Here is a 19,552-nt window from a genome sequence, read left to right as displayed (position 1 = left end):
CCGGGCCGGGCCTCCTGCGGGCCGCCGAGGTCGACCGGCAACTGGTCGGCCGAGGCGTACCTGACGACCGCGCCGACGAACGCCGCGAACAGCGGGTGCGGCCGGGTCGGCCGGCTCTTCAGCTCCGGATGCGCCTGGGTGGCGACGAAGAACGGGTGCAGGTCGCGGTCGAGTTCGACGAACTCCACCAGCCGGCCGTCCGGCGACGTGCCGGAGATCCGCAGCCCCGCCTCGGTCAACGCGTCCCGGTAGGCGTTGTTGACCTCGTAGCGGTGCCGGTGCCGCTCGCTGACCTTCGTGGTGCCGTACGCCTGCGCGACGATCGACCCCTCGGCCAGCTTCGCGTCGTACGCCCCCAGCCGCATCGTGCCGCCGAGGTCGCCCTTGCCGGCGACGATGTCGGTCTGGTCGGCCATCGTCGAGATCACCGGGTGGGTGGCCTGGTCGTCGAACTCCAGCGAGTTCGCCCCGTCGAGGCCGGCCGCGTGGCGGGCCACCTCGATCGCCATGCACTGCAGGCCGAGGCACAGCCCGAGGATCGGCACCCGGTTCTCCCGCGCGAAGCGGGCCGCGCCGACCTTGCCCTCGATGCCGCGTACGCCGAAGCCGCCGGGGATCACGATCCCGTCGACGCCGGACAGCGCGGCCGCCGCCCCGGCCGGGTCGACGCAGTCGTCGCTGGGCACCCATCGCAGCTGCACCCGCGCCCGGTGGTGGAAGCCGGCCGCCCGGATCGCCTCGCTGACCGACAGGTAGGCGTCGGGCAGGTCGACGTACTTGCCGACCAGCGCCACCGTCACCGTGTGGTGCGGGTGGTGCACCCGGTCGAGCAGGTCGTCCCAGCCGCTCCAGGCCACGTCCCGGAACGACAGCCCGAGCCGGCGTACGACGTAGGCGTCGAGGCCCTCACGGTGCAGCACCTTCGGGATGTCGTAGATGCTGGGCGCGTCGGGTGCGGCGATGACCGCCTCCCGGTCGACGTCGCAGTACAGCGACAGCTTGTGCTTGAGCTTGTCCGGGATCTCCCGGTCCGACCGGCACACGATCGCGTCCGGCTGGATACCGATGTTGCGCAGCTGGGCGACCGAGTGCTGGGTCGGCTTGGTCTTCAGCTCCCCGGACGGCGCCAGGTAGGGCACCAGCGAGACGTGCAGGTAGAAGCAGTTGTCCCGGCCGAGGTCGTGGCGGACCTGCCGGATCGCCTCCAGGAACGGCAGCGACTCGATGTCGCCGACCGTGCCGCCGACCTCGGTGATCACGACATCGGGTGTTCGGCCGTCCTCGTCCGGGTCGCCCATCGCGAGGATGCGGGCCTTGATCTCGTTGGTGATGTGCGGGATCACCTGGACGGTGTCGCCGAGGTACTCGCCGCGCCGCTCCTTGGCGATCACCGCCGAGTAGATCTGGCCGGTGGTCACGTTCGCCTTGCCGGACAGGTCCCGGTCGAGGAACCGCTCGTAGTGCCCGACGTCGAGGTCGGTCTCCGCCCCGTCGTCGGTGACGAAGACCTCACCGTGCTGGAACGGGTTCATCGTCCCCGGGTCGACGTTCAGATAGGGGTCGAGCTTCTGCATCACGACCCGCAGCCCACGGGCGGTGAGCAGGTTACCGAGGCTGGAGGCGGTCAGGCCCTTTCCGAGCGAGGAGGCAACGCCCCCGGTGACGAAGATGTGCCTGGTCGTCCGTGCTGAAGGGGCCAACGCCTGCTCCCGTGGTCGTCTGTTGCAGTAGTGCAGACCAGCGGATCAGGAATGTGATCACGCCATCCACGGGATTCCACCCTAACACCTCGGGTCGGGCCCCCGACGCCCGCCTCGCGGCAGGTCAGGGCCGTCGCTCACGGTGATCCGACCGGAACGTCCCTGGTCGGGGCGTCGGGCCGGGGCCCGTCCGGCCCGCCGTCGGCGGTCTCCGCCGCCGGCCCGGCCGCCGCGCCCACGCCGCCGGACCCGCCGGCCGGCGACGCCGACGCCGGATCGTCGACCAGCGGCAGCACCGGCGGCCTCGTCCGGTCGGCGGAGTGGCCGAGCACCCGCAACGCGGCCAGCGCCGCCAGCGGCACCGTCGTCGCCGCCGCCGCGCCCGCCACGTTGAACGCCGAGCCGCCCATCACGCCGCCGATCACGGTGGCGACCGCGATACCGCCCATCCCGGCCCGGACCGCCGGGTAGATGCCGAACAGCCGCTTCAGGCCACCCCAGGTACGCAGCAGCGCGAACCACACCAGCACCGCGCCGACCAGCGCGATCACCGTCAGCGAGCTGCCGACCAGCGCCTCCATGTTCGCGGTCGCCGTACGCTGCACGGTCATCCCGCTGGTGCCGTCACCGAGCGCGCCGAGGAACCGGCCGAGGCTGCCCCGCTCGGCGACCGGCCGGCGCAGGTCGATCACCGCGAACCCGGCCGTGACCGCCAGCCCGGCCATCGTCGCCCAGGCGACCCGGGCCAGGCTGAGCCAGCCGCCCGTGCTGATCGCCGCGGCGATGGCGACCCCGGCCGTCAGCGCCACCGCGCCGACCGGGTCGGCGCCCAGATAGGGGCTGCCGACGACGACCACCCCGATCCCGCCGACGGCGACCATGACCGCCGGCCGCCACGTACGTCGTACCTGCTGGGCCAGGCAGCCGGCGGCGAGCAGCACCCCGGCGACGAAGACGCCGAGGCCGACCACGCCGACACCGGCGTACCGGCCGCCCTCCAGCGCGGAGTAGCCGGTGACGCCGTTGAGTTGCAGCTGGGCGCCGGTGAGCACGTCGACGCCGACCACGACGGCGGCGATCGTCGCCGCCGTACCCATCGGTCCGAGCGTGGCCGGGTACGGCCGGCTCAGCCGCACCACCGCGGTCGCCAGCGCCAGCGTGACCAGCGCCACCGCGCCGAAGAGCAGCCCGGCGTGGGTGGCCCGCCACCAGGGCACGACGTCGGCCAGCAGGGCGGCCGGGATCGCCAGTGCCGCCGCGACCAGCAGCACCTCGACGACGGCCACGAGCCGTGGCGGCACCGGCGCCGGACCGGGCGGCCCGCCGTGCGGCCGGGCCCGGCGCAGCAGCGGCACCACGGCGACGGCCAGCAGCACCTGGAGGACGGCGAGCAGGCCGAAGAACCAGTCGGCGACGGTCCGCTGGGCGCGGGCCTCCCGGTCGGCGTCGTTGGGGGCGACGACCGCCTCCGGCAGGTCGGCGGGGCGGCCGGCGACGGTGCTGGCGGGGTGGCCGACGAAGAGCCGCTCCGGCATCGGCCGGCCGAGCACGGCGACGACGGTCGGGGCGATGTCGACCAGTTGCAGGTAGCCGTCGCGCTGGGTGCTGGCCGAGGTCAGCCAGCCCGCCTCCCAGCCCGGGCCGTCGGCGACCGCGACGTGCAGCCGCGACGACTGGTCGGTGTCGGAGACCCCGGCGACCAGCACCAGCGACCGGTCCGGCCGGGCGTCGCGGACCCGGGCCAGCTCGGCGTCGGCGCGGGCGGCGGCCGCGGCCCGCTCCGCCGGATCCTCGCCGCTGACCGTGCCGAGGTCGACGATGCTCAGTACGCACGACGCCAGCAGGTCGCCCGGGTCGGCGGGCAGCTCCGGCTCGTACCGGTCGACCCGGCCGAACGGGCGGGCGGCGGCGACGGCGGCGCCCGGGCCGACCGCGACGGTGCAGCGCATCGACTCGGCCAGCGCCCCCGGCACGGTCCCCCACGGCAGCCGCTCCTGGTTGTAGCGGACCGCGGTGCGCTGGTCGGGCAGGTTGGCGCCGATGCCGTCGGGCTGCTCGACGGCCACGTCCGACGGCGGGCACTCGCCGGTGACGGGGTCGGCGTCCCAGGCGGCGTAGCTGCCGGCGCCCAGGGTGAGCCAGCCGTCGACGGGGCACGTCGGTTTGCGGGCCGAGCGTACGGCCAGCGAGCCGATCGAGCCGCGTTCGGCCATCGCCCACAACGTCGGGGTGTTCTCCTGGCTGACGTCGTCCCAGCGCAGCCCGGCGACCCCGACGACGACCGCGTAGTCGGCGGAGCCCTGCGGCGCGCCGGTGGCCGGCCGTACCACCAGGGCCGCGATCGCGGTGACCACCACCAGGGCGGTCAGCAGGATCGGCAGGACGCGACGCAGCATCAGGCGCGTCCTCCGGCCGTACCACCGTCGCCGGCCCGCGGTTCGGCGACGCCCCCGCCGGCCGGGACCAGTTCGGCGTAGACGGCCGCGAGCTCCGCGACGGTGTCGGCCTCACGCGCCCAGGTGGCGGCCCGCGCCGGACCCAGCCGGCCGAGTTCGGCCCGGCGGTCGTCGTCGGCGAGCAGGTCGCGTACGGCCGTGTCGACGGCGTCGACGTCGCCGGGCGGCACCAGCACGGCGGCGTCGCCGACGAGGTCGGGGATGCCGCCGACCTCGGTCGCGACCAGTGGCACCCCGGCGTGCAGCGCCTCCTGGGCGAAGAGTTGCCGGGCCTCCCAGTCGCTGGTGACCAGGGCCAGGTCGGCGCCGGCGAGCAGGTCGGCGATGTCGGTGCGGTGCCCGAGCAGGGTGACCGGGGCCCGGGAGGCGGAGACCCGGGCGGCGAGCTGGATGTAGCTGGGGCCGCTGCCGGCGATCACCACGACCGGCGGCGGGTCCAGGGACCGCCAGCGGGCGGCGGCGTCGACGAGGATGTCGTAGCGCTTCTGCGGGTGCAGCCGGCCCACCGAGACGATCAGCGGCTGGCCGGCGGCGACGCCGAACTCGGCGCGTACGGCGGACCGGCTGCGCCGTGGCGCGGGCAGGGCCGGCGCGGCGACCGGCGCGAGCCGGGCGTCGCGGGCGCCGAGCGCGCGGGCCCGGTCGACGAGGTCCTGCGAGGCGCCGAGCGCGACCCGGGCGGCGCGGGCGACGACCCGCTCGACCAGCCGCGACACCCGCCCGCGCAGGCCGGTGGCGAGGACCGCGTTGTGCCAGGTGACGACGAGCGGCTGGGCGGGCCGGGCCAGGGCGGCGACCAGGCCGGCGCGCAGCCCGTGGGCGTGTACGACGTCGACCGGCCCGGCGAGCACCCGGCGCAGCGCGGCGACCGCGCGCCCGTCGGCCGGGGTCGGGTTGGCCGGGATCTCCACCGCGACGAAGCGGGCCCCGGCCGCGGTGAACCGGAACTGTTCCTCGGTGTCGGCGGGGCCGCACACGGTGACGGAGGCGCCGGCGGTGGCCAGCCCGCGGGCGACGGAGGCGACGTGCTGGCCGACGCCGCCGGTGCTGGAGGCGAGGACGAGCGCCACCGCGCCCGTGAAGTGCGTAACCGTTGCGTCCGCCTCGGTCACCGCGGATCCGTCCCCTCTGCGTCGTCGTGCCGGTCGGGGCCGTCGCGACGGCCCCCGCGCAGCCGGCGCCCGACCGCTGCCACCATCGGACGCAGGTCGTGGCGGTCCAGCGGGTAGGCGACACCGGCGAACACGAGCGCCACGACGGCTCCGGCAAGCATGCCCTGCAGCAGTGCGACGGTGTGCGCCGGGGTGCCGCCGCCGGCGTCCGCCGCAGGCCAGAGGCTCAGGCCCGCCCCGGCCAGCCAGTTGCCGACCACCGTACCGGCCAGCGCGGCGAGGCCACCGGCCAGCAGGGCGACGCCGGCCGCCCGGGGCAGGCCGGCGACGGTGCCCGGGCCGGCCCGGCGGGCGACGGCGACGACCAGCACCGCGCCGAGCACGACCATCCCGACCGAGTTGGCGCCGGTCACCGCCGGCACCCGCTGGTCGTCGGGTACGGCCGCGGCCAGCAGCACGGCGGCGGCCGGTACGGCGAGCCAGCCGAGGCCGGTCGCCACGGCGGCGGCGCGGGTGTCGCCGCGGGCGTACAGCGCCCGGGACAGCACCGCGAACAGGCCGTAACCGAGCAGTCCGGGGGCGAACCCGACGATGCCGGCGGCGGCCTGTTCGGCGGCCACCCCGGTGAAGAAGAACTGGGCGACCGGGCGGGCGACGGCGGTCAGCGCGGCGGCGCCGAGCGCGCTCAGCAGCAGCACCCGCCGGACCGTCGGGGCGAGGGTGGCCCGGTAGCCGTCCTCGTCGCCGGTGGTGTGCGCGGCCGCCAGCGTCGGGTAGGCGGCGACCGCGAGCGGCACCGCCAGCACCGACCACGGCAGCAGGTAGATCGTCTGGGCCAGGTTGTAGGGCACGACGGCGCCGACGCCGGTCGCGCCGCCGGAGACCAGGTTGAGCGACACCAGCAGGGCGACCTGCTGCCCGACGACGGTGACCGCACCGGCCACCGCCAGCCCGCCGATGCGGCGCCGGGCGTCGGCGTCGAACGCGTACGTCGGCGCCGGCCGCAGCCGCAGCGCGCGCAGCGGGATCAGCAGCGACAGGGACAGGACGACCACCCCGGCGGTGGTGCCGACGGCGAGGATCAGTTCGCCGGCCAGGTCGACGCCGGCGATGTCGACGCCGCGGCCCTGGGTGCCGGCGAAGACGAGGTAGGCGGCCATGACGGTGACGCTGGACAGCAGCGGGGCGATGACCGGCCAGGCGAACCGGCGGTGTGCCTGCAGCACGCCGGTGAGCACGATCCCGATGCCGTACAGCGGCAACTGCGGGGCGAAGATCCGCAGCATCCGGGCACCGACGGCGACCTCGGCCGGGGTCGGGTCGTTGGCGATCGCGGCGACGATCGGCCCGGCGAACACGGCGACGACGACGGCCAGCGGCACCAGCAGGGTGACCGTCCAGGTGAGCAGGGCGCCGGTGGTGGCCGCGACCGCGGCCCGGTCGCCGGCCGCGATCGCGCCGGCCAGCAGCGGTACGACGAGACTGGCCAGCGCCCCGCCGGCCACGATCTCGAAAATGATGTTGGGGACGGTGTTGGCGATCAGGTAGACGCCGCCGAGGTCGGTGCCGCCGACGACCCAGGTGAACACCCCGGTACGGGCGAACCCGGCCAGCCGGCTGGCGACGGTCAGTACGGCGATCAGCGCGGCGGCACCGGCGATCCGACCGGCGCCGGTGACCGTACCCGGCGTGCCCACGTCAGGCGCTGCGCCGGCCCAGCGCGTCCAACTCCCGCAGTCCCGGGGTGCGCTGGATCACCTGGGTGAAGCTGACCTTCTCGCTGGCGGCGGTGAGCGCGGTGACGACCGCGAGGATCCCGGCCCGGCCCAGCGGACCGCTGCGCGCGGCCAGCGCCACCCCGAGCAGCGCGCCGAGCGCGTTGGCGCCGGAGTCGCCGAGCATGACCCGCTCGTCGAGGTCGTCGGGCAGCAGCGCGGCGGCGGCGCCGACCGGCCCGGCGGCCAGCCCGCCGGCGGGCCCGGACACCAGCGGGGCGCCGAGCAGCAGCCCCGACTTCAGGGCCCGTCCGGGGCGCAGGTCGAGCAGGTTGACCAGGTTGGCGGTGCCGGCGACGACCCCGGCGCCGAGCAGCACGTCGACGACCCGGCCGGCCCGGCGCTGCCCACGGCGGTGCCGGTGGCCGCGTACGGCCGGGTCGGCGGCGAGCAGGGTCGCGGCGGCGAGTCCGGCCGCGCCCACCCCGGCGATCTTCACCAGGCCGCTGGTGACCCGCCCGTCCCGCAGCGCGGACAGGTGGCCGGCGAAGCCCTTGGCCGTCTTCTGGTCGGGGCGGGCGCCGACGACGTCGTCGTAGAGGCCGACGGCCCCGGACGCGAGTCCGGCGACCGCGGCGGCGGCACCGGACGCCGGGCCGGGTGCCCCGGCGGCAGCCGCCAGCGACGCCCCGACGGCCAGCGCCGGGCCGGCGGCCAGGGTCACGGTACGGCCACGGAAGTTGGTGCGGTCCAGGGCCGGCGCCCGCGGGGTGGCGGTCACGGCGCCCAGCGCGGCCCGGGCGGCGAGCACTCCGGCGCCGGCCACCAGCAGGCGGCCGGCGAGACGTCGGGCGTTCACTCGGTCAGCTTCGGCACGAGCGAGGCGGCGCCGCTGTTGACGCCGTACTGGCCGGCCCGGTTGAACATGAACTGTTCGGTCAGGGCGAGCGCGGTGACCAACTGGCCCTGGAGGGTGTTGGCGTGGTCGACGGTCGAGATCGTCTTCGACAGCGTGGGGTCGCCGCGGACGACCGCGACGACGTTGCCGCCGCTGGCACCGCTGCCGGCGACGACGAGCGGCCCGACCCGGTCGAACTGGACGGCGACGGTGACCACGGCCGAGTCCTTCTTGGCGAAGTCCCGGTCGACGTACGGCTGGCCGGTGACCAGCAGGACCGCCTGGGCCGGGGTGCCGATCTGCTCGTCGGCGTTGATGTAGCCGGCGGTGCGGTAGGCGCTGAGCACCGACTTGACGTCGGCCTCGGTGACCGGCGGGGTGCCCTGCGGGCGTTCGAGCAGCACGTTGGCCAGCAGCGCGGCCGATGTCTCCACGCCGTCGCTGTTGCGGGGCAGGTCCGCGGCCGGCACGCTGGTCGGCAGCGCGCGGGTGGCGAGTTCGAGCAGTTCGGTGCCGTTCTCCGGGTCGACGAACTTGTCCAGCACCTCGACCCGTCCGGTCACGCTGGCCCCGGCGGTCTCGAGCATCGCGGTGACCCCCTCGACGTGGTCCTGGCCGGACGGCAGCACCACGAGCGCGACGCGCCGGTCGGTGAGCTTGCCGGCGAGCATCACCGGGGCGGCCTCGGCGACGAAGTCCTCCTCGAGGTCGACCTCCCGCTGGAGGCTGCTGACCGTCTCCCGCAGCTGCTGGTTGTCCTTGCGCAGCGCGTTGACGTTGTCCTTCAGCGAGTCGGCCACCGGTCCGTTCAACGCCGCTGTGCCGACGACCAGGCCGATGGCCAGCGCCAGGAACACCGCGGTGAGCGATACCACGTGGTACCGGAAATTGATCACGCCTGAAGCCCCTTGAGCAACGGGGGACTAGAAGAGCCGTCCCAGAAGCTGTCCGATCTGGAAGACCAGATTGTCCCACCATTCGGAGGCGACCCCGAGATAGGCCTTGCCGACGGTGGACACCGCCACCGCCGACGCCATGGCGGCCACCGCCGACAGCACCAGCAGCAGCAGCGACGATCCGGAGATGTTCTGCCGGTAGAGCCGGCTGACGCCCTTGGCGTCGACCAGTTTGCCACCGACCTTGAGCCGGGTGAGGAACGTCGACGCCATGCCGCCGCGACCCTTGTCGAGGAACTCCACCAGGGTCGCGTGGGTGCCGACGGCCACGAGCAGCGACGCGCCCTTCTCGTCGGCGAGCAGCATCGCCAGGTCCTCGCTGGTGGCCGCGGCCGGGAAGGTCACCGCCGACAGGCCGAGCTGCTGCACCCGGGCCAGGCCGGGGGCCCGCCCGTCGGGATAGGCGTGCACGATGACCTCGGCGCCGCAACGCAGCACGTCGTCGGTGACCGAGTCCATGTCGCCGATGATCATGTCGGGGGTGTAGCCCGCCTCGACCAGGGCGTCCGCGCCCCCGTCGACCCCGATCAGGACCGGCTTGTACTCACGGATGTAGGGCCGCAGGACGTCCAGGTCGGCCTTGTAGTCGTAGCCGCGGACCACGATCAGGCAGTGCCGGCCGCCGATCCGGGTCTCGATCTCGGGTACGCCGACCCCGTCGAACAGCAGGTCGCGTTCCTGCTTGAGGTATTCCATCGTGTTGGCGGCGAACGCCTCCAACTGCACCGACAGGCCCTCCCGGGCGTCGGCCATCGCCTTGGCGACCGTCTCGGCGTCCTGCCGGACACCGTGCGCCACCGGCTCACCGTCCAGCAGCACCGTGTTGCCGTCGATCCGGACGTTGGCACCCTCGCGGACCGCCTGGAACACGGTCTCGCCGAGGTCGTCGAGCAGCGGGATGCCGGCCTCGATCAGCACCTCCGGACCCAGGTTCGGGTAGCGGCCGGAGACCGACGGCTTGGCGTTGAGCACCGCGGCGACCCCGACGGCGACCAGCGAGTCGGCCGCCACCCGGTCCAGGTCGACATGGTCGATGATCGCGATGTCCCCCGGCCGCAGCCGCCCGACCAGGCGTTTCGTCCGCCGGTCGAGGCGCGCGGTGCCGGTGACGATGCCCGGTTCGACGGTCCGGGTCCGGCGCAAGGTGGGTAGACGCATCGGCACCATCCTGGCATGTGAGGCACAGTTTCCTGTTGCGACATGCCCCGAGCAGAGTCGCAACCTCCAGGGAAGCACACCGGACCGGGAATCAGTGTGGCTATTGTCACACAGGACGTTCAGTGGCGCCGCTCCCGGGACGCCACCGCCAGCAGTTCCTCGGCATGTGCGATACCCAGATCGGAATCCGGCAAACCAGCCAGCATCCGGGCCAGCTCACGGGCCCGCTCGGTGTCCTCGACCACCCGCACCCCGCTGGTCGTGACCGCCCCACCGGTGTCCTTGGCCACCACCAGATGCCGGTCGGCGAACGCCGCCACCTGCGGCAGGTGCGTCACCACCAGCACCTGGTGACTGCGCGCCAGCCGGGCCAGCCGGCGACCGATCTCCACCGCCGCCTGCCCACCGACCCCGGAGTCGACCTCGTCGAAGACCAACGTCGGCGGACCGCCCGACCCCGCGAAGACCACCTCGATCGCGAGCATCACCCGCGACAGCTCACCGCCGGACGCGCCCCGTTGCAGCGGCAGCGACGGCGCCCCCGGATGGGCCAGCAACCGCAACTCCACCTCGTCGGCCCCGTCGGGCCCGATCCCGACCTCGACCCCGTCGACGGTCACCGTCGGCTCGCCCCGCCCGACCGGCCGCGGCAGCACCGCCACCTCGATACGCGCGTGCGGCATCGCCAGCCCGGCCAGCTCCACCGTCACCTCGTCGGCGAACCGGGCCGCCGCGGCCCGCCGCGCCGCCGTCAACCGCACCGCCAGGTCGGCGACCTCCGCCGCCAGCCGGGTCCGCTCGCGTTCCAACTCCTCCAGCACGTCGTCGGAACTGTCCAGCTCGGACAACCGGGTGCGGGCCCGCTCGGCCCAGGCGACCACCCCGTCGACGTCGTCGGCGTATTTGCGGGTCAACCCGCGTAGCACCGCCCGCCGCTCGTAGACCGTCTGCAACCGGGCCGGATCGGCGTCCAGCAGGTCCAGATAGGACGACAGCTCCGCCACGACGTCGCCGACCAGGGTCGCCGCCTCCTCCAGCCGGCCACCGAGGTCGCCGAGCTTGCGGTCCACCCCCGCCTGCGCCTCCAGCGTGCGCCGCGCCATCCCCAGCAGGCTCGTCACGTCCGGGGTCTCGTCGACGACGTCACCTGCACCGGCCAGCGACACGTACGCCACCTGCGCCGCCGTCCGCAGCCCCTCGGCGTGCTCCAGGCGCTGCGCCTCGGCCTTCAGCTCCTCGTCCTCGCCGGGCTGCGGATCGGCCCGGCTGATCTCGTCCAGCCCCAGCCGCAGCAGGTCGGCCTCCTGGTTGCGCTCGCGCGCGTTGCGCCGCCGGTCGGCCAGGTCGTCGGCGACCCGGCGCCACTGCGCGTACGACTCGTGTGCCGTCGCCAGCAGCTTCTCGTGCTCCGGCCCGGCGAAGCGGTCCAGCGCGCCGCGCTGCTCGGCCGGGCGCAGCAGCCGCAGCTGGTCGGACTGGCCGTGGACCGCCACCACCTGCTCGCCGATCTCGCCCAGCATCGACACCGGCATCGCGCGCCCCCCGACGTGCGCGCGCGACCGGCCCTCGACCGTCACCGTACGGCTCAACAGCAGGCAGCCGTCGTCGTCGGGCTCCCCACCGGCGTCGGCGACCCGGGTGTGCACCCCGGTCGCGGTCGGCTCGGACAGCCGCAGCCGCCCCTCCACGACCGCGCGCCCCGGATCGGCGCGCACCCGGCCGGCGTCGGCCCGGCCGCCGAAGAGCAGCCCGAGCCCGGTGACCACCATCGTCTTGCCCGCACCGGTCTCACCGGTGATGACGTTCATACCGCCGGTCAACGGCAGCGTGGTGTCCTCGATGACGCCCAGCCCGGTGATTCGAAGCTCTTCCAACACAGGCAATGACAGTAGTGGCGCGGTCCGACGGTTGACCAGCCACAGGCGTGCCACCCGGCGGCGACGTACGCCTCCACCGGTGGTCCGACCGGGGGTTCCACGGCGGCGGCCCGGCGGTCCCGGGCGTGTCGCCGATCAAGGACCGGGCCGCCCGGACCGTGGCCACCCGCACGACCGCAGCCCGGACCACCGCCGCCCCGGGCCGGAGTCGGCCCGGACGGTGGGATCAGCCGCGGTTGCCGCGCCAGCCGGCCACCGGCAGGGCGAACTTCGCGACCAGCCGGTCGGTGAACGGCCGCGGCCGCAGCCGGACGATCCGCACCGGCACCGCCCCCCGCTGCACCGTCACCCGCGCCCCCGGCGGCAGGTCGTAGACCCGCCGGCCGTCGCAGCACAGCACGGCCAGCGTGGTGAACGGGTCGACGGTGATCGAGAACGTCGACGTGGGCGCGGTCACCAGCGGCCGGCTGAACAGGGCGTGCGCGCTGATCGGCACCAGCAGCAGCGCCTCCACCTCCGGCCACACCACCGGGCCGCCGGCCGAGAACGCGTACGCCGTCGAACCGGTCGGGGTGGCGCACACCACCCCGTCGCAGCCGTACCTCGACAGCGGCCGGCCGTCGACGTCGACCAGCAGCTCCAGCATCTGGGCCCGCTCGCCCTTCTCGACACTGACCTCGTTCAGCGCCCACGACTCGATCGTCGGCCCGCCGTCGAACTCCGCCCGCACGTCCAGCGTCAACCGCTCGTCCACGGTGTACGACCGCTCGACGACGTCACGTACCGCCTGGTCCAGGTCGTTGATCTCGGCCTCGGCCAGGAAGCCGACCTTGCCGAGGTTGATGCCGAGCAGCGGCGCCTTCGCCGGCCGGGCCAGGTCGGCGGCACGCAGGAAGGTGCCGTCGCCACCGAGCGCGAAGACGATCTCGGCACCGTCGGCCGGGGCGTCCCCGTCGACCGGCACGATCCCCGGCAGGTCGAGGTCCTCGGCCTCGTCGGCCACCACCCGGACCTCGAAGCCCGCCTCCATGAGGTCGGCCGCCACCGTCCGGGCGTGCTCGGTGCTGCGCCGCCGCCCGGTGTGGGTCACCAGCAGAGCCACCCGACTCATCGGGTCTCCTCCCCAGTACGCGCACCACCGGCCGCCGGCCCGACACCGACGCCGTCCGGACCATCCGGCCCGCCACCTTCGGGGGGTTCGGCGGGCACCGTCGCCGGGCCGGCGGCGACGACCGCCCGTACCCGCTCCGCGCCCACCCCGGCCGCGCCGCGCCGCAACCACACGAAGAACTCGACGTTCCCGCTCGGGCCCGGCAGCGGACTGGCCACCACGTCGGCGAGACCGAGCCCGAGCGCCGCGGCGGCCGCCGCCACGTCCAGTACCGCCTCGGCCCGCAACTCCGGGTCGCGGACCACGCCGCCGGCGCCGACCCGCTCCCGTCCCACCTCGAACTGCGGCTTTACCATCAGCGCCAGGTCGCCGTCGGTACGTGTGCACGCCGCCAGCGCCGGCAGCACCAGCCGCAGCGAGATGAACGACAGGTCCGCCACCGTCAGGTCGACCGGGCCGCCGATCTGTTCCGGGGTCAGCGACCGCACGTTGGTGCGCTCGAAGACCCGTACCCGGGCGTCGCCACGCAGCGACCAGGCGAGCTGGCCGTAGCCGACGTCGACCGCGACCACCTCGGCCGCTCCCGCGCGCAGCAGCACGTCGGTGAACCCGCCGGTGGACGCGCCCGCGTCCAGGCACCGTCGCCCGGTCACCGCCAGCCCGGCCGGCCCGAACGCGGCCAGCGCGCCGGCCAGCTTGTGGCCGCCCCGGGAGACGTACTCCTGTTTCGGGTCGTCGCCGACGACCCGGACCGGGTCGGCCGGGTCGACCATGGCCGCGACCTTGCGGGCCACGACCCCGCGCACCTGGACCCGCCCGGCATCGACGAGGGCGGCGGCCTGCTCGCGGGAACGGGCCAGGCCACGACGGACGAGTTCGGCATCCAGCCGGGTACGGCGAGCCATGGGTGTCTCCGGGAGGGGCGGGCGGTCAGCCGTGGTCGATGGTGGCGAGGGTTTCCTGGAGCGTGCGGTGCGCCGCCTCGTACTGCGCGATCTGGTCCGCCGGCGGCAGGTCGGCGGCGTTGGCCATCGCCTGGATCGCCGCGTCGACCGCGGGATGGCCGGAGCCGCCCGGGCCGGCGACCGTCGGCAGGACCGGCGCCTCCGGGCCGGACGGCCACCCGCCGGCATCCGGCGCGGCGGGCCGGGAGCCCGCCGGACCGGCGGCCGGCGGGGCCGGCCGGAACCCACCGGGCGGCGGACCGGGCCGGGGACCGGACGGCGGCACGGGACGGGGACCGGGCGGCGGTCCGGGCCGGGCACCGCCGGGCGGCGGTCCGGGTCTTCCGGGTACGGGCCCGGTCACGCCTCCGCGCTCCCGGCCGGCGGAGCCGCCTTCTTGACCGCCTTCTTCGCGACCGCCTTCTTGGCCGGCGCGGCCTTCTTCGCCGCGGCACGCTGGGGGACGACCCCCTTCACCGTGGTGGCTGGCTGGTCGGCCGGGGTCGGGGCGGCGGACGTCCGGCTGACCGGCGGCTCGGTGACCAGGTCGGCCGGGGCCGGCTCGAACAGCGGCGACACCGCCTTGCCCGCCTCGGGCCGCTTCGCGACCGCCTTCTTGGCGACCGTCTTCTTGGCGACGGCCTTCTTCACGACCGCCTTCTTGGCGACGGCCTTCTTCGCGACCGCCTTCTTCGCCACGGCCTTCCCGGGCGCCGGCTTCGCCGGCCCGGCCTCGCCGGGTACGGACGGCGGGGCACCACCGGCCGGGATCAGGGCGGCACCGGCCGCCTCCGCGGCATCCGCGCGGGCCCGGGTCTCGATCAGCTCGCGTTCCAGGTCACGTACCCGGGTCGTCAGGTCGGCGACCTCCTCGGCCGTGGCCAGCCCCACCGCGCCCAGCGTCCGGTCCACCTCGAAGCGGACCAGCTTCGTCAGCGCCTCCCGGTTGGCCGCGCTCGTGGTCACCAGTTCCTCGGCCATCGCCTGCAACTGGGCGGCGGTCGCCCCACCGGCGCCGACGAGGTTGCGGGCCGCCCGCTCGGCCTTCTTCTTCGACGCCTCGGTCAGCCCGAGAGCCAGCTCGAGGTATGCCCGCCACGCGTCCGGCATGCCCGGTCCCCTTCCCGATCGGCGAATCCTTCGGGTGTCACGCTACCGGGCGCCGCCACCGGGACGGTGCGGTACGGTGCGCAGGACGGGGCGCGCCGTGACGACGTACGCCGATCGGAGCGCGACCACCCGCCCGGCCGGCGCCGTTCCGGCCCCGACGACGCGACGACGATGGAGGCGACAGGTGGCCACGGTTGACGAGTGCCGGCAGGCTCTGCACGATCTGGCGGCCCGGCTCGCCGCCAACGCGGCCAAGGTGCGCGACCGGGTCGACCTCGACCGCACCCTCGCCTGCCGGATCACCGACCTCGGCACCGCGTTCCACGGCCGGCTCACCGACGGCCACCTCGTCGACCTCGCCGATGGCGACGACCCCAAGGCCAAGGTCGCGCTGACCACTTCCAGCGACGACCTGATCGCCCTCGTCCGCGGCGACCTCGACGTCGCCAAGGCCCTCGGCGCCCGGCGGATCTCGATCAACGCCAACCCGTTCGACCTGCTGAAGCTGCGCAAGCTCCTCTGAGGACGGTCAGTCGGCCAGGCCGAGGTCACCCAACACCGTCCGCGCCGGCTCCGAGTCGCCGACCACCGTCACCGCCTGCCCGGCGGTCCCCTCGTCGCGGTCCGGCGAAGGCGACCACGCCGCGGCGCACAGCGCGGCGAGCGCGTCGAGGGTCGGCCCGGCCCCGTCGAGCCGCAGCCCGCCGCCGTCGTTGGACACCCGCCAGCCACCGGCTTCCGGCTCCCCCGCCGGCACCCGCACCGCACCGTCCACGTCGAACAGTCCACCCAGGTCGTACCCGACGAAGGTGGGCCGGCGCGTAGCCGGCGCGGCGAGCAGTTCCGGGACGTCGCTGACCCCGGTCAGCACCAGCAGCGAATCCATGCCGGCCCGCACCGCGCCCTCGATGTCGGTGTCGAGCCGGTCCCCGACGACCAGCGGCCGGCTCGAACCGACCCGCTGCGCTCCGGTGCGGAACAGCCCCGGAGCCGGCTTGCCGACCACGATGTCCGGATCCCGGTCCAGCGCCGTACGCAGCACCGCCACCAGTGACCCGTTGCCGGGCAGCGGCCCGCGCGGGCTCGGCAGGGTGCGGTCGGTGTTCGTCGCCACCCAGACCGCGCCGGCCCGCACGGCGACCGCCGCCTCGGCCAGTTCGGCCCAGCCGACCCGCGGCCCGTAGCCCTGGACGACCGCGACCGGCTCCTCGTCGGCACGGGTGACCGGGACGAGACCCGCCTCGGCGATCTCGTCCCGCAGCGCGTCGGCGCCGACGACGAGCACCCGGTCGCCGGGAGTCAGCCGCCCGGCGAGTACCGTCGCGGCGGCACCCGCCGAGGTGACGACCTCGTCCGCGCCGGCGGGTACGCCCATCCCGGTCAGCAGCTCGGCGACGTCGGCGGCCCGCCGGGAGGCGTTGTTCGTCGCGTACGACACCGAACGCCCCTCGTCGTGCAGCCGGCCGATCGCCTCGACCGCGCCGGGGATCGGCTCGTCGATCAGGTAGACGACCCCGTCAAGATCAAAAATGACCAGGTCGTACGCGTCGACCAGCCGACCCGCGCCCCGCCCGCTCACGAACCGGCCGGCCGGGGCCGCTCACCGCCGGCCGCCTCGTCGCCGCCGGTGCCGGTCGCGGCACTGTCGGCCGCCTCCGGGCCGGTGGGGGCATCCGCCGCAGCCGGGCCGCTCCGGTGGTCCGACGGCTCATCGTCCACCTCGACCGGCAGGTCCTTCTCGTCGTCGTGGAGGTCCTTCTCGTCCTCGTGGAGGTCCTTCTCGTCCTCGTGCACGGTGACAGCGCCGCTGTCGGCGTACCCGGACTCCTCCACCTCCGTGACGTCGCTCTCCGGCCGGCCGCCGTCGACCACCCGGGCCGCGGCGACCGCCTCGACGGTCTCGCCGTCCGCCGGTACGGTGTCCCCGCCGTCCGTCGCCACGCCCGACACCTCGGACCCGGAACGCTCGTCGCGCCCCTCGGCCTCCTCGTCGGCCTCTTCCGCGCCGTCCTCGAGCTCCTCGTCGTCGCCCTCGATCAGCACGCCGTCGAGTTCGAGCAGCCGCTCGGCGGCGTCGGTCTCGCCCTCCTCGTCGGCCTCCACCGCCCGGGCGAACCACTCCCGGGCCTCGTCCCGGCGGCCGACCGCCAGCAGCGAGTCCGCGTACGCGTACCGCAGCCGGCCGGCCCACGGCTCGGTGGCCTGGCCGCTCAGCTCGCGTACCTGCAACATCGCCACCGCGGCGTCACCCTGGCCGAGGTCGCCCCGGGCACCGGCGGCCACGATGAGCAGCTCGATCGCGGTCGCCGGGTCGAGCGCGTCCCGGTCCGCGCCACGGAACAGGTCGATCGCCCGCTCCGGCCGGCCGAGCGCCCGCTCACTGTCCGCGAGCACCGCCAGGTGCGTCTGCCGCCCGCTCATCCGGTGGTACGTCCGCAGCTCCGCGATCGCGGTCTGCCACTCCCCGGCCCGGTACGCAGCCAGCCCGACCGCCTCGCGTACGGCCGCGATCCGCGACGCCAGCCGGCGGGCGGCGAGCGCGTGCGCGAGCGCCTCCTCGGGCTCGTCGTCGATCAGCAGGCCGGTCGCCACGAGGTGCCGGGCAACCGTCTCGGCGACCGGCTTCGCGAGCGACAGCAGTTCGGCGCGTACGTCCTTGTCGAGGTCGCTGGCCACGATCTCGTCGGAGAGTTCGGGAGCGCCCGGTGCCGACGCCCGCTCCGGCTCGCCGGCCGGGCGGTACTCGCTCTGGTCGCGGGGCCCGCCGTCGCGGCGTTCGTCACGGTCGAACCGGCCACGCCGGTCGTCCCCGCCCCGGAAGCCACCCTCACGCGGGCCACGGTCCCGGTCGCCACGCTCCCGGTCGCCACGGAACCCGCCCTCACGCGGACCACGGTCCCGGTCACCACGGAAGCCACCCTCGCGGAAGCCACCCGGCCGGTCACCGCCACGCGGCCGCTCCGAACGGAAGCCGCCCTCACGGTCACCGCCACGGAAACCACCCTCACGGGGGCCACGGTCGCGGTCGCCGCCCCGGAAGCCGCCCTCACGGGGACCACGGTCGCGGTCCCCACCGCGGAAGCCGCCCTCACGCGGAGCACGGTCCCGGTCGCCGCCCCGGAAGCCACCCTCACGGGGACCACGGTCCCGGTCGCCGCCCCGGAAACCACCCGGCCGGTCACCGCCGTCGCGCTGCCCCGGGCGGTAACCACCGTCGCGGTCGCCGCCACGGAAACCGCCTTCACGCGGCCGTTCGCTACGGAAGCCACCATCGCGGTCACCACCGCGGAAACCACCCTCACGCGGGCCACGGTCCCGGTCGCCGCGGAAGCCGCCTCCACGCGAGTCCCGGTCGCCGCCCCGGAAGCCGCCCTCACGGGGGCCACGGTCCCGGTCACCGGAACGGAACCCACCCTCACGCGGCGGCCCGGAACGGAAGCCGTCCTTGCGGTCGCCGCCACGGAAGCCACCCTCACGCGGACCACGGTCGCGGTCACCACGGAAGCCGCCCTCACGGGAGCCACGGTCCCGGTCACCGGAACGGAAGCCGCCGCCCTGGGAGTCGCGGTCGCCGCCGCGGTAGCCACGGTCGGCACCGTCACGCGGCGGACCGGAACGGTATCCACCGTCACGGTCCCCCGACCGGAACCCGCCACCGTCACGCGGACCACGATCCCGGTCACCACGGAAGCCACCGGAACGATCGCCGCCATCACGCGGCCCGGAGCGGTATCCACCGTCCCGGTCCCGGTCGCCGCCACGGAAGCCGCCCTCACGGGGGCCACGGTCCCGGTCACCGGAACGGAACCCACCCTCACGCGGCGGCCCCGAGCGGAAACCTTCCGCACGGTCGCGGCCGCGGAAGCCACCGCCCTGGGAGTCGCGGTCGCCGCCGCGGTAGCCACGGTCGGCACCGTCACGCGGCGGACCGGAACGGTATCCACCGTCACGGTCCCCCGACCGGAACCCGCCACCGTCACGCGGACCACGATCCCGGTCACCACGGAAGCCACCGGAACGATCGCCGCCATCACGCGGACCACGGTCGCGGTCGCCGCCGCCGTAGCCGCCCTGGCGGCCGCCGTCGCGGGCTCCGCCCCGGGAGTCACGATCGTCGCGGTAGCCGCCACGCTGGCCACCCGAGTAGCCGCCCCGGTCCCGGTCACCTCGGTACGGCGGACGGTCGCCCCGCGAAGAAGACCCGTCACGGCCACGGCCACGATCGGGTCGCTCGTCGTCGCGACGAGGGCGGTTGCCGCCCTCCGGTCCTGAACTCACAGCTATGTCCTTCCTCGGGCCGTCCGTCGACGGCGGCCTAACGCAGTTGAGGGCCGACCCCGGGAAAGGGGGCGGCCCTCAACTATAAGAAGTCCGGCGGTGTCCTACTCTCCCACACCCTCACGAGTGCAGTACCATCGGCGCTGGAGGGCTTAGCTTCCGGGTTCGGAATGTAACCGGGCGTTTCCCCTCCGCCATAACCGCCGTAACACTATCGACTTATCAAACACCACCCAC

The 19,552-nt window shown here is 75.1% G+C and carries 14 protein-coding genes, 1 rRNA gene and 2 pseudogenes; 2 read left to right on the top strand and 15 right to left on the bottom strand.

Annotated features, from left to right (window positions below):
- Nucleotides 1–26: 26 nt before the first annotated feature.
- The 12 genes and pseudogenes from AB0I42_RS05785 to AB0I42_RS05730 all read right to left on the bottom strand — a co-directional run.
- A pseudogene (locus tag AB0I42_RS05785) lies at nucleotides 27–1,700 on the bottom strand (CTP synthase); the annotation flags it as partial.
- A 137-nt stretch (nucleotides 1,701–1,837) separates the two neighbouring features.
- Nucleotides 1,838–4,096 (bottom strand): hypothetical protein, encoded by a 2,259-nt coding sequence (locus tag AB0I42_RS05780; protein ID WP_357534540.1) that lies wholly within the window; start codon nucleotides 4,094–4,096, stop codon nucleotides 1,838–1,840.
- On the bottom strand, nucleotides 4,096–5,268 hold the full coding sequence (locus AB0I42_RS05775; RefSeq protein WP_357534538.1) for a glycosyltransferase family 4 protein: 1,173 nt from the start codon (nucleotides 5,266–5,268) through the stop codon (nucleotides 4,096–4,098). Before AB0I42_RS05775 ends, AB0I42_RS05780 begins: the two co-directional genes overlap by 1 nt.
- Nucleotides 5,265–6,965, bottom strand: a complete 1,701-nt coding sequence (locus tag AB0I42_RS05770; protein WP_357534536.1) for a lipid II flippase MurJ — start codon at nucleotides 6,963–6,965, stop codon at nucleotides 5,265–5,267. The genes AB0I42_RS05775 and AB0I42_RS05770 overlap by 4 nt, the downstream gene beginning before the upstream one ends.
- Before the next feature lies 1 nt (nucleotide 6,966).
- A complete protein-coding gene (locus AB0I42_RS05765) occupies nucleotides 6,967–7,842 on the bottom strand; it encodes a hypothetical protein (protein WP_357534535.1) in 876 nt (291 codons plus the stop codon).
- The gene (locus AB0I42_RS05760) at nucleotides 7,839–8,777 is read right to left on the bottom strand and encodes a copper transporter (RefSeq protein ID WP_357534533.1); all 939 of its coding nucleotides are present in this window, start codon (nucleotides 8,775–8,777) and stop codon (nucleotides 7,839–7,841) included. Before AB0I42_RS05760 ends, AB0I42_RS05765 begins: the two co-directional genes overlap by 4 nt.
- Before the next feature lie 27 nt (nucleotides 8,778–8,804).
- Entirely contained in the window at nucleotides 8,805–9,995 is a 1,191-nt protein-coding gene (steA, locus tag AB0I42_RS05755) for a putative cytokinetic ring protein SteA (RefSeq protein WP_357534532.1), read from the bottom strand.
- A 119-nt stretch (nucleotides 9,996–10,114) separates the two neighbouring features.
- Complete coding sequence (gene recN, locus AB0I42_RS05750; RefSeq protein ID WP_357534530.1) at nucleotides 10,115–11,872, bottom strand: DNA repair protein RecN; 1,758 nt, start codon at nucleotides 11,870–11,872, stop codon at nucleotides 10,115–10,117.
- 226 nt (nucleotides 11,873–12,098) lie between these two features.
- Nucleotides 12,099–12,983 carry an NAD kinase gene (locus tag AB0I42_RS05745; protein ID WP_357534528.1) on the bottom strand — a complete coding sequence of 295 codons (885 nt, stop codon included), beginning with the start codon at nucleotides 12,981–12,983 and terminating at the stop codon, nucleotides 12,099–12,101.
- On the bottom strand, nucleotides 12,980–13,888 hold the full coding sequence (locus AB0I42_RS05740; protein WP_357534526.1) for a TlyA family RNA methyltransferase: 909 nt from the start codon (nucleotides 13,886–13,888) through the stop codon (nucleotides 12,980–12,982). Before AB0I42_RS05740 ends, AB0I42_RS05745 begins: the two co-directional genes overlap by 4 nt.
- A gap of 25 nt (nucleotides 13,889–13,913) precedes the next feature.
- Nucleotides 13,914–14,291, bottom strand: a complete 378-nt coding sequence (locus AB0I42_RS05735; RefSeq protein ID WP_357534524.1) for a hypothetical protein — start codon at nucleotides 14,289–14,291, stop codon at nucleotides 13,914–13,916.
- A gap of 212 nt (nucleotides 14,292–14,503) precedes the next feature.
- Nucleotides 14,504–15,037: pseudogene (locus AB0I42_RS05730) on the bottom strand (hypothetical protein); the annotation flags it as partial.
- Between the two features lie 184 nt (nucleotides 15,038–15,221).
- On the opposite strand from AB0I42_RS05730, the gene AB0I42_RS05725 reads away from it, so the two are divergent.
- Complete coding sequence (locus AB0I42_RS05725; protein ID WP_357534522.1) at nucleotides 15,222–15,560, top strand: SCP2 sterol-binding domain-containing protein; 339 nt, start codon at nucleotides 15,222–15,224, stop codon at nucleotides 15,558–15,560.
- 6 nt (nucleotides 15,561–15,566) lie between these two features.
- On the opposite strand, the gene AB0I42_RS05720 is transcribed toward AB0I42_RS05725, so the two are convergent.
- Together AB0I42_RS05720 and AB0I42_RS05715 are read right to left on the bottom strand one after the other, a co-directional pair.
- A complete protein-coding gene (locus AB0I42_RS05720) occupies nucleotides 15,567–16,616 on the bottom strand; it encodes an HAD-IIA family hydrolase (protein ID WP_357534520.1) in 1,050 nt (349 codons plus the stop codon).
- A complete protein-coding gene (locus AB0I42_RS05715) occupies nucleotides 16,613–17,674 on the bottom strand; it encodes a Replicase polyprotein 1ab (RefSeq protein WP_357534863.1) in 1,062 nt (353 codons plus the stop codon). Before AB0I42_RS05715 ends, AB0I42_RS05720 begins: the two co-directional genes overlap by 4 nt.
- On the opposite strand from AB0I42_RS05715, the gene AB0I42_RS05710 reads away from it, so the two are divergent.
- The gene (locus tag AB0I42_RS05710; protein WP_357534519.1) at nucleotides 17,633–19,309 is read left to right on the top strand and encodes a hypothetical protein; all 1,677 of its coding nucleotides are present in this window, start codon (nucleotides 17,633–17,635) and stop codon (nucleotides 19,307–19,309) included. The two genes, AB0I42_RS05715 and AB0I42_RS05710, sit on opposite strands and share 42 nt — an antisense overlap.
- 97 nt (nucleotides 19,310–19,406) lie before the next feature.
- Here the strand turns inward: AB0I42_RS05710 and rrf are convergent.
- Nucleotides 19,407–19,523 (bottom strand): 5S ribosomal RNA (gene rrf, locus AB0I42_RS05705).
- Between the last annotated feature and the right edge of the window lie 29 nt (nucleotides 19,524–19,552).

The sequence above is a fragment of the Polymorphospora sp. NPDC050346 genome (assembly GCF_040655695.1).
Lineage (GTDB): Bacteria > Actinomycetota > Actinomycetes > Mycobacteriales > Micromonosporaceae > Polymorphospora > Polymorphospora lycopeni.
Note: the sequence above shows the minus strand (reverse complement) of the source record. Positions and strands in the feature narration are given on the sequence as shown.